General features: G+C 67.2%; 11 protein-coding genes and 2 pseudogenes. 6 read left to right on the plus strand and 7 right to left on the minus strand.

Annotated features, from left to right (window positions below; genetic code table 11):
* The first annotated feature begins 17 nt into the window (after positions 1-17).
* The 6 genes and pseudogenes from A5773_RS15575 to A5773_RS15600 all read left to right on the plus strand — a co-directional run bounded on the left by A5773_RS15575 (position 18) and on the right by A5773_RS15600 (position 5,688).
* Positions 18-1,670: an OB-fold domain-containing protein gene (locus A5773_RS15575; protein ID WP_067261193.1), complete on the plus strand. Its 1,653-nt coding sequence runs from the start codon at positions 18-20 to the stop codon at positions 1,668-1,670.
* A complete protein-coding gene (locus A5773_RS15580) occupies positions 1,667-2,545 on the plus strand; it encodes an alpha/beta hydrolase (protein WP_067261196.1) in 879 nt (292 codons plus the stop codon). Before A5773_RS15575 ends, A5773_RS15580 begins: the two co-directional genes overlap by 4 nt.
* Complete coding sequence (locus tag A5773_RS15585) at positions 2,545-3,360, plus strand: NAD(P)-dependent oxidoreductase (protein WP_067791470.1); 816 nt, start codon at positions 2,545-2,547, stop codon at positions 3,358-3,360. Before A5773_RS15580 ends, A5773_RS15585 begins: the two co-directional genes overlap by 1 nt.
* Positions 3,348-4,156, plus strand: a pseudogene (locus A5773_RS15590) (NAD(P)-dependent oxidoreductase); the annotation flags it as partial. The gene A5773_RS15585 and the pseudogene A5773_RS15590, both read left to right, overlap by 13 nt.
* A gap of 112 nt (positions 4,157-4,268) precedes the next feature.
* Positions 4,269-5,474: a cytochrome P450 gene (locus A5773_RS15595; RefSeq protein ID WP_066957762.1), complete on the plus strand. Its 1,206-nt coding sequence runs from the start codon at positions 4,269-4,271 to the stop codon at positions 5,472-5,474.
* 13 nt (positions 5,475-5,487) lie between these two features.
* Entirely contained in the window at positions 5,488-5,688 is a 201-nt protein-coding gene (locus A5773_RS15600) for a ferredoxin (RefSeq protein ID WP_066957765.1), read from the plus strand.
* A gap of 4 nt (positions 5,689-5,692) precedes the next feature.
* Here the strand turns inward: A5773_RS15600 and A5773_RS15605 are convergent, their stop codons facing one another.
* From A5773_RS15605 to A5773_RS26550, 7 genes and pseudogenes are all read right to left on the minus strand, one after another.
* On the minus strand, positions 5,693-5,926 hold the full coding sequence (locus tag A5773_RS15605; protein WP_231989117.1) for a DUF1330 domain-containing protein: 234 nt from the start codon (positions 5,924-5,926) through the stop codon (positions 5,693-5,695).
* Positions 5,927-5,986: 60 nt separating this feature from the next.
* Positions 5,987-6,175 carry a ferredoxin gene (locus A5773_RS15610; RefSeq protein WP_046181688.1) on the minus strand — a complete coding sequence of 63 codons (189 nt, stop codon included), beginning with the start codon at positions 6,173-6,175 and terminating at the stop codon, positions 5,987-5,989.
* A complete protein-coding gene (locus A5773_RS15615) occupies positions 6,172-7,443 on the minus strand; it encodes a cytochrome P450 (RefSeq protein ID WP_067791472.1) in 1,272 nt (423 codons plus the stop codon). Before A5773_RS15615 ends, A5773_RS15610 begins: the two co-directional genes overlap by 4 nt.
* Before the next feature lie 130 nt (positions 7,444-7,573).
* A complete protein-coding gene (locus A5773_RS15620) occupies positions 7,574-8,089 on the minus strand; it encodes a hypothetical protein (RefSeq protein WP_067791474.1) in 516 nt (171 codons plus the stop codon).
* Between the two features lie 17 nt (positions 8,090-8,106).
* Entirely contained in the window at positions 8,107-8,700 is a 594-nt protein-coding gene (locus A5773_RS15625) for a TetR/AcrR family transcriptional regulator (protein WP_067791476.1), read from the minus strand.
* 122 nt (positions 8,701-8,822) lie between these two features.
* The gene (locus A5773_RS15630) at positions 8,823-9,971 is read right to left on the minus strand and encodes a thiolase family protein (protein ID WP_067261206.1); all 1,149 of its coding nucleotides are present in this window, start codon (positions 9,969-9,971) and stop codon (positions 8,823-8,825) included.
* A gap of 4 nt (positions 9,972-9,975) precedes the next feature.
* Positions 9,976-10,241: pseudogene (locus A5773_RS26550) on the minus strand (hypothetical protein); the annotation flags it as partial.

Below are 10,241 nucleotides of genomic sequence, written 5' to 3' on the forward strand. Positions count from 1 at the left end.
CGACTCGCGGAGGTGACGTGTCTGCACCGGGACGCCCGCTGCCCCTGATCACGCAGGAAAACGAATTCTTCTGGACCTCGGGCGCCGACGGGAAGCTGCGCCTGCAGAACTGCAATGCTTGCCAGTCGCTGATCCATCCGCCGGCACCGGTGTGCCGGTACTGCCGATCTCGCGACATGGGCGTGCGGGCGGTCTCCGGGAAGGCGACGCTGGCCGGCTTCACCATCAACGAGCGGTTCAGCCTGCCCGGATTGGTCGCACCCTATGTGATCGCGCAGGTGGCGATCTTTGAAGATCCGCGGGTTCGGCTGACCACCAACATCATCGAGTGCGAGCCCGATCAGCTCGAACTGGGCCAACAGGTCGAGGTCGTCTTCGAACACGTCGAAGACGTGTGGTTTCCGCTGTTCCGACCGGCGCAGACCGCGGAACCCGGTCCACTGCCCACGGACGAAATAGCGCCCGAGCGATTCGGCGAACACGTCCGGCCGATGCTGACCGTCGAGAAGTTCGAGGACAAGGTCGCGCTCACCGGGATCGGCATGTCGCCGATCGGGCGCCGGCTGATGCAGCTGCCGCTGGCGCTGACGGTGCAAGCCTGCGAAGCGGCAATCGCCGACGCCGGCCTGACGTATGCGGACATCGACGGCCTGTCCACCTACCCGGGCGCCATCAACGTCGGCGGCTTCGGAGAAGGCGGCGTCACCGCGCTGGAAGCGGCGCTCGGCATCCGGCCAACGTGGCACAACGGCGCCATGGAGACGTTCGGCCCGGGCGGATCGGTGATCGCCGCCATGCAGGCGGTCGCCTGCGGCCTGGCCCGCCACGTGCTCTGCTTCCGGACGCTGTGGGAAGCGACTAATGGCGAGCTGATGAAGCAGGGCAAGATCAGCCCTTCGATGGGCCGGATGTCGGGCTGGCAGATGCCGTTCGGCGCCACGTCGGCGGCCCACACCTTGGCCATGAACGCGCAGCGGCACTTTCACCGTTACGGCACCACCAAGGAGACCCTGGGCTGGATCGCGTTGAATCAGCGGGCCAACGCCGAGCTCAACCCCACCGCCATCTACCGGTCCCCCATGACGATGGACGACTATCTGAACGCGCGACCGATCACCACACCCTTCGGCCTCTATGACTGCGACGTGCCCTGCGACGGCGCCATAGCGGTGATCGTCTCCGCCATCGACGCCGCCCGCGACCTGGCCAAGCCCCCGGTGCTGGTGGAGGCGGTGGGTACGCAGATCGTCGAGCGAATCGACTGGGACCAAAGCACTTTGACCCATGAGCCGCAGGTGCTGGGCCAGGCCGCGCACGTGTGGACCCGCACCTCGCTGCGGCCCGTCGACGTCGACGTCGCCGAGCTCTACGACGGCTTCACCATGAACTGCCTGTCCTGGATCGAGGCGCTGGGGTTCTGCGGGATCGGCGAGGCCAAAGACTTCCTCGACGGCGGCAAGAACATCGCCCGCGACGGGCAGCTGCCGCTCAACACGCACGGCGGCCAGCTTTCGCACGGCCGCACCCACGGCATGGGGCTGGTTCACGAGGCCGTCAGCCAGTTGCGCGGGGAGGCCGGCGAGCGCCAGGTCGCCGGCGCACGGGTTGGCGTGGTCAGCAGCGGCGGCCTGACGCCCAGCGGAGTGCTGCTCCTGCGGGCCGACACATGAGCGCGCCGCGGCCCAGGCTGGTGATCGTCGACGGAGTTCCGATGTCGGCGCTGATCGCCGAAGCCCCCGAACCCAAGGCCGTGATCTTGGCGATCCACGGCGGCGGCACCACCGCAATCTATTTCGACTGTCCCGGCCATCCGTCATATTCGCTGTTACGGACCGGCGCGGCAGCGGGATTCACCGTGGTGGCCCTCGACCGGCCTGGCTATGGCAGCTCGGCGCCCTATCCCGAGGCGATGGTCGAGGGTGACCAGCGTGTCAAGCTGGCTTACGGAGCGGTCGACCGCATCATCGGCGAACGACCAAGCGGTGCGGGTCTATTCGTGATGGGCCATTCGGGCGGATGCGAATTGACGATGCGGATGGCCGCCGACGAGCGCGGCGCCGATCTGCTCGGCATCGAATTGGCGGGCACCGGGCGGCACTATCACCCCGCGGCCAAGGAAATACTCAGAACGGCGACTCGCGAACGCCGCCCGCCGGGCATGCGCGACCTGCTGTGGAGCCCGGAGCACCTGTATCCACCCGAGGTACTCGGCGGCGCGACGGTGTCCCCGTCGGCCCCGGCGTATGAGGACCAGATGGTCTCGGACTGGGCACGCCAAACCTTCCCGACGCTGGCCCCCGCCGTGCGGGTGCCGGTGCACTTCAGCATCGCCGAGCACGAAAAGGTTTGGCAGACCGATGATTCGGCAGTAAAAGAGATCACCGATATGTTCTCGTCCGCGCCACGCTTCACCCTGCACAGGCAGCTTCGGGCGGGGCACAACATCAGCCTCGGCCACACCGCTGCGGATTACCACGCGGAGGTTCTTTCGTTTGTAGGGGATTGCCTGGCCACCACCTCGTCGGACGAAGAGGAGGCCGGTTGATGCGGGTGGGATTCATCGGCCTGGGCAGCCAGGGCGGCCCCATGGCGCGGCGGATCATCGAGGCCGGCTACGAGACGACGCTGTGGGCGCGCAGACCCGCAACCCTCGAGCCGTTCACCGACACCGAAGCGAAAATCGCCGAATCGCCGGCCGACCTCGCCGCGGCCAGTGATCTGGTTTGCCTGTGCGTGGTGGGCGACGCCGACATCGACGAGATCGCGAGCGGTGCGCGCGGGCTGCTGGCGGCGATGGAGCCGGGTGGGGTGATCGCCGTGCACAGCACCGTGCATCCCAACACCTGCCGCGAACTGGCGGACAAGGATGCCGCCAAGGGCATTTCGGTGATCGACGCGCCCGTGAGCGGCGGGGGGCCGGCGGCGTCCGAAGGGCGCCTGCTGGTGATGGTCGGGGGCGACGCCGACGTCGTCGAGCGTTGCCGGCCGGTCTTCGCCACGTATGCCGATCCGATCGTCCACCTCGGCGAGCTGGGTTCCGGTCAAACCACCAAGCTGCTCAACAACCTGATGTTCACCGCCCACCTGGCCACTGCGGCCACCGCGCTGTCGCTGGCGGGTGCCCTCGGCGTCGACCCGGACCGCCTTGCCGAAGTCGTCTCTCGCAGCAGCGGGAATAGCTTCGCGCTCAACGCCCTTGGCGGCATCGGCGGGTTGGACCGGCTTGCCGGGGTGGCCGGGACGTTGCTGCAAAAGGACGTCCGCCTGGTGGTGGACCTGGCCGAACGAGCCGGGGTGAGCGGCGGTGCCGTGCTGGATGCGGCCGACGCCGCGCTGGCGCTAATGGACCATCCGCGGTGAGGGTCGGGTTCGTCGGCGCGGGCCGGATGGGCCGCCCTATGGTGGCCCGTCTGATAGCTGCCGGGCACGAGGTCCGGGCCGTGGGCCGGACCGCGGACAGGCGGGGCGATCTCGAGCAGCTCGGCGCCCGGGCGGTCCACGAGGTCGCCGAGGCGGGTGCGCGGGCCGACGTCGTGGTGCTCTGCGTGTTCAGCGACGAACAGGTGTGGGAGGTATGCCTGGACGCCGGGTTGCTCTCCGCCATGCCGCCCGGTTCGGCGCTGGTGGTGCACACCACCGCCAGCCCGAAGACAATCGATGCCCTGGCCGCACGCGCCGATTGCGTCGACGTCATCGATGCGGCGGTCAGCGGGGGCCCGCACGACATCGCGGCCGGCCGGCTCACCCTCTTCGTGGGTGGCACCGACGATGCGGTGAAGCGGGTGCGGCCGGTGCTGGACTGCTACGGCGATCCCGTCTTGCACGTCGGGCCCACCGGAACCGGACAAAAGGTGAAGCTGGTCAACAAGCCTTGTTCGCGGCGCAGATCGGGCTGCTCGCGGAATCGATCAGGCTTGGCGAGCAGCTGGGCGTGCCGGAGTCGACGCTGCTGACCGCCCTGGGGCACGGCAGCGCGAGCAGCCGCGTCTTGAGCCTGGCGGCGGCGGGCGGCTCCGTCGAGTCGTTCATCGAGGTCGCCGGCGAATTCGTCAGCAAGGACGTGACGGTGGTGCGCAACATCAGCGATGAACTCCGCATCGACCTGGGCACACTCGACGACGCCATCAACGCCACGAACGCCGCGAAGACGGGTTGAGATGCCCGTGTTTCGGTCTTTCCGGTTCGTCACGAAGGTATTACCGTTACCGTTACAGTGAACGACTCCGCTGTAAAGGTTTCAGCCCGCCCTCGCCGCTGAGGAGGATTCAGTGACAAAACCGAAGGTCGTCTTCGATCCGTACTCCGAGGACTACTTCAATAACCCGTTCGACACCTATCGACGGATGCGCGAGGAAGCGCCGCTGTACTACGACGAAAAAGAGGACTTCTACGCGCTGACCCGCCACGAGGACGTCGCGGCCGCGTTCAAGGACTTCGAGACCTATTCCTCGGCGCGCGGTTGCGACCTGGCGATGGTGCGCCGGGGCATAGCCCCCGAGCAGAAGTCGATCATCTTCATGGATCCGCCGGAGCACCGCCACATGCGCAGTCTGCTCAACAAGGCGTTCACCCCGCGTGCCATCCAGTCCCAGCGCGAGACGATCGTCGAGGTGATCGACAAGTACCTGGGCGCCGCCGACCCTGACAACTTCGACGTCGTGCAGGACTTCTCCGGGCCGTTCCCGGTGGAAGTCATCACCCGGATGGCCGGGGTGCCGGAGGAATACCGCCAGCAGGTGCGCCACTGGATCGACACCAGCCTTTCCCACGAACCGGGTCAGATCGAGATCAGCGAAGCCGGCATGCAGGCCAACATCGACACGGCGATGTACTACTTCAGCCTGGTTCAGGAGCGGCGCCAGGAACCGCAGGACGACATGATCAGCCGGCTGATCGCGGCCGAGATCCCGAGCGAAGACGGCCAGCTGCGCAAGCTCGACGACATCGAGATCTGCGGATTCGCAACGCTGCTGGGCGGCGCGGGCGCCGAGACCGTCACCAAACTGATGGGCAACGCGGCGGTGATCTTCGCCCGCAACCCCGACCAGTGGCAGAAGCTGCAGGAGGACCGCGACAAGATCCCGGGGGCGGTGGAAGAGCTACTGCGCTACGAGGGTCCGGTGCAGTACAACGTCCGCTACACCCTCAGGGAGGCGCACGTCAGTGGTGGCGTAATTCCCCCGGGCAAGCCGGTGTTCCTTTGCGGCGCAGCGGCGAACCGCGATCCGGAGGCCTTCACCGACGCCGACACGTTCGACATCGAGCGTGACCAGACCGAGGCACAGCATCTCGGTCTCGGATACGGAATCCACAGCTGCCTCGGCGCCGCGCTGGCCCGCCTGGAAAGCAGGATCGCGCTCGAGCGGCTCCTCGACTTCATGCCGCGCTACGAGGTGGACTGGGCGGGGTGCAAACGGGTGAACATGCAAAACGTCGCGGGCTGGAAGAACGTGCCCGTCAAGGTGCTTCGGTAAGGGGGTTGTTGCCGTGACGAAGAAAATTGAAGTCGATTGGGGGCTCTGCGAGAGCAATGGTGTCTGCATGGGCATCAATCCCGAGATCTTTCTCCTCGGTGACGACGACATGCTGACCGTCTTGCAGGAGGAGGTCACCCCGGAGAATGAGGCCGACGTGCGCGAGGCCGTTCGTCAATGCCCCCGGCAGGCCATCTCGATCGTGGGCGAGTAGCGGGTCAGAAACCGGCGATGATGACGGCGTTGCAGTCGGCCGCCGCCTGCCGCAGTTTCGCCGCCTTTTGATAGCCCTCGGACTCGTACCACGCGCGCGCCGCGTCCACCGATTCGAATTCGAGCACGACGGTCTGGTCGCCGTGCCAGGTGCCTTCGATCACCTTGGGCGCGGTGTCCACCGCGAGAATGGTGGCACCGGCCAAGGCCGAACCAGCGGCCTGCGCATAGGCTTTCATGCCCTCCGGATCCTTGATGGCCTCCGTGAGGATGACGTACCCTTTCGCCACTGAATCTCCTTAGATTTTGCTGATGGCCTGTTCGGGGCAGCACTCGATGGCCTCTTGGGTGGCGGCCTCGAATTCCGTTGGGACGTCGGATGGTATCGCCTCCGCGTAACCGTCGTCGGTGAGGCTGAACACCTCCGGGCACAGCGTCGTGCAGACGCCGTGACCGCGACAGCGCTGGTCGTCGACTGTGACTTTCATGCCGGCGTGAACTCCAGGTGCAGTTCCGTCAGGCCGCGCAGGATGTACGTCGGAACGTATTGGTAGCGGCGGTCATTCGCCGGGCCGTGCATGTCTTCGTTGATCCTGATGTCAGACGTCCGGTCGAGCAGGCGCTCGATCGCCACCCGGGTTTCGGCGCGCGCCAGCGGCGCGCCGGGGCAGCTGTGGATACCGCGCCCGAACGAGATGTGCTGGCGGGCATTCTTGCGGGCAGGGTCGAAGGTGGCGGGGTCGTCGAACCGGCGGGGATCACGGTTGGCGGCCGCTTGGACAACCATGACGGTGGTGCCCGCGGGCAGGTCGACGCCGCCGACGTTGGCGGGCACCCGATTCAATCGGAAGTCGCCCTTGACCGGGCTCTCGTGGCGCAACGACTCTTCGATGAAGTTGGGGATCAGGCTGCGGTCCTTGCGCAACTGCGCCTGGATGTCGGGCCGCTCCCCCAACGTCTGCAACGCCGCGCCCAGCAACCGCACGGTGGTCTCCTGGCCCGCCGAAAAGACGTTGCTGGCCACCCGCGCCACGTCCTCCACGTCGGGGGTCGAGCCGTCCGGGTAGGTGGCAGTGGCCAGGCCGGTCAGCACATCGTCGCGGGGCTCGCGCCGGCGGTCGATGACGTAGTCGGAGAAGAGACCGTAGAGGAATTCCAGCGGGCTGTGCGCCAGTGAGCCCTTGGTGCCCCCGACGCCGCCGCCCGAGTGGTCGCGGATGCCCTTGACGAACTTGTCGCGATCCTCCTCGGGCACGCCGAGCAAATCGGCGATGACCAGCAGCGTGAAGGGGCCGGCGAAGCCCTTGATCCAGTCGCCGCGGCCGGGCGCCAGGAACGTGTCGAGCACCTGGTCGGCGAGCACCCACATGGCGTCCTCGTTTTCCTTGAGGCGCTTCGGGGTGATCAGCCGCATGAGCAGCGAGCGGTGGTTGGTGTGGGTTGGGGGATCGAGGGTGGGCAGCTGGTCGCTGAACGGCAATTCGTCGCGGTGTTTCTCGATCAGCTCGGTGACGTCGTCACCCTCCAGCGGTACCGGGAAGCCGGGAAACGGGCCGGTGACGGAGACGCATGAGGACCACGTCTCGGCGTCGTTGAGCACCGTGCACGCCTCGTCCCAACCGGTGATCATCGTGACGTCGTGATGGCTCTCCCGCGTGACGGGGCACTGCCGGCGCAGCGCCTCGTAATAGGGGTACGGGTCTTCGATCAGCTCGCTGCCGCGGAAGAAGTCCAACTCGGAGAATTCGTTCGGCATCTCCCGCTCCTTGAATCTCGGCTAGCGAGAACGTGCCTCTCGCAGATGAGCATTACATTTCCACACGGCCTGGTTGGTCGTCAACGAGGGGTCGGCGGTCGCCGAGGGTGCGAGGGGGCGGTATGCGGCGTTAGCTGGCGGGAACCAGATCCGCGGCGACCGATGGCCAGGCCAGCAGCCCGCTGCGGAAGGTCTCCACGTGACCGATCGAGCCGTGGCGCACCGCGGCGGCGGCCAGGGCCTGGGCTTTGAACGTGTGGGCGGCCATGCTCAACCGGTGCTGCACAAGGCCGACACTCTCGTCGAGCTCGGCCGGCCAGTTCTCCCCCCACAGCGTGACCTCGGTGACGCCGTGATCAAGGGCCTGCAACACCCCTTGCCGCACCCGCGGGTCGCAGCCGAACAAGTCCGCCGCCGCCGCCAGGGCCTGAGGACGAGGACGAGACTGCACCGCCGCCAACGCGTCTTCCAGATCGACCACACGCGCGCCAAGGATCTGCAGCGGCCGGTCGTCGGCGTTGTCGGCCAGGTCCGCCAGGAGCACGGTGACGTCCCACCCGGCCATCGCCCGGTCGAAAAGCCAGCCGCCGGCGAACCGCACCACGTCGACGACGGTGGCGGCGACCACGTCGAGCCGATATCTCATGTCCTCGCGACGCTCTTCTACGGGGCGAAGTCTCGCGCCAGAGTCTCGGCGTACTGCTTGAACACCTCGGTTAGCGGTATCGATGGATCGAGCAACCATGTGGTTTCCATTCCGTGGACGAAGGCGAGTATTTCCACTGCCTTGACGGCGGGGTCGATGTCTCTGCGGTACCGGCCATCCGCCTGCCCGCGGCGGATCAGGTCGGCGACGATGTCGGTCGCGGCGCGATGCCGGGCCAGCATCCGGTCGTGTAGCGGAGCGTCGGGAAGGATGTTTTCGACCAGCAGCACGGTGAACGTTCCGACCAGCTCGGGTGCCCGGTTGAACCGATCGGCGACCTGGGCGATCTGGGCAAACAGATCCCCGGCCCGGTCGGCATGGAGGTCGTCGTCGAGATCCCGCGCGTCGAGGACGGCGTGCAGCAGCTGCTCCTTGGACTCGAAGTGATGGAGCAATCCTGCGGGGGTGACCCCGGCCTCGCCGGCGATCTGGGCGAGAGTGGTGCTGCGCCAGCCATTGTGGGTGAGCAGCCGTTGAGCGACGTCGAGTATCCGCTGCTTGCGGTCCTCGCCTTTCGCGAGCAACGTGTCATATCGCCGTGCGTCGGGCACCGGACTCCTTTGACCGATCGGCGGGCCGAACCAACCTAGTGAACACACAGTAGGTTAGTTTGCCCGCTGTGACAAGGGTCACCCGAGGGCGCCATTTCTCGGCCTGCGGCTGGGCCGCCGGACTACCGCACGAGCTCGACCAGGGTGGCGTTGGCGGTGCCGCCGCCTTCGCACATGGTCTGCAGCCCATAGCGAATCCCGTTGTCGCGCATGTGGTAAGCCATCCGCGTCATCAACACCGCACCGGAAGCGCCCAGCGGGTGCCCCAGCGCGATGGCACCACCGAGGGGGTTGACCCGTCCGGGGTCCGCCCCCGTTTCGGTGAGCCATGCCAGCGGCACCGGCGCGAAGGCCTCGTTCACCTCGAAGGCGCCCACTTCTGGGAGGCCTACGCCGGCCTTCTTCAGCACCTTCTCGGTCGCCGGGATGGGCCCGGTGAGCATCAGGACCGGATCCGCCCCGGTCACCGCCCCGGCCAGGTAGCGAACCAGCGGCGTCAGCCCCAACTCGACCGCCATCTCCGCCGTCGTCACCAGCAGCGCGGCCGCGCCGTCGGAGATCTGCGAGGAATTGCCCGCGTGGATCACCCCGTCTTCGGTGAAGGCCGGCTTGAGTCCGCTGAGTTTCTCGACCGTGGTCCCCCGCCGAATTCCCTCGTCGGCGGAAACGACCGTTTCGTCCTCGGTGAACACCGGCACGATCTGGTCGGTGAACGCGCCGGCGTCCTGGGCCGCGGCGGCCCGCTCGTGGGACTGGGCGGAGTACTCGTCGAGCCGGGTGCGGGAGAATCCCCACTTCTTGGCGATCATCTCGGCCGACAGGCCCTGGTTGAAGGAGAAGCCGTCATAGCGGGCGAGCACCTTCGGGCCGTACGGCATGCCGGTCGCCCTGGCCGAACCCAGCGGAACGCGGCTCATGACCTCAACACCGCCGGCGACGACGACGTCCTGCTGACCGGACATCACCGCCTGCACGGCGAAATCGAGCGCCTGCTGACTGGAGCCGCACGCCCGGTTGACGGTGGTCCCGGGGATGGTCTCGGGCCATCCGGCCGCCAGCACCGCGTAGCGGCCGATGTTGCTCGACTGGTCGCCCACCTGGGACACACATCCCCAGACCACGTCGTCGATGATCTGCGGGTCGACACCCGTGCGTTGCAGGAGTTCGTTGAGGACGACGGCGGACAGGTCGGCGGCGTGCATCCCGGACAGGCCGCCGTTGCGCTTCCCCACCGCTGTACGCACGGCTTCGACGATGACTGTTTCCCGCATATCCCTACTCCGCTTCCTTCTCCGATTTCGACAGCGCCCACCGGCCAGTAAACGACGGCTCCCGCCGCTCCGCGAAAGCGGCATACGCCGCGGCCGCGTCCGCCGTCGCGAAATTGCCCACACCAAGGCTCTGCTGAACGAGGGAGCCGACAGCACCTTGCGCGACGCGCTGGCCAACGAGGCCCGCGCTCAGGTGGGCAATTTCGCGACGGCGGACGCGGCCGCGGCGTATGCCGCTTTCGCGGAGCGGCGGGAGCCGTCGTTTACTGG

Origin of the sequence: Mycobacterium sp. 852014-52450_SCH5900713 (assembly GCF_001667075.1) — a bacterium.
Taxonomy (GTDB): domain Bacteria; phylum Actinomycetota; class Actinomycetes; order Mycobacteriales; family Mycobacteriaceae; genus Mycobacterium.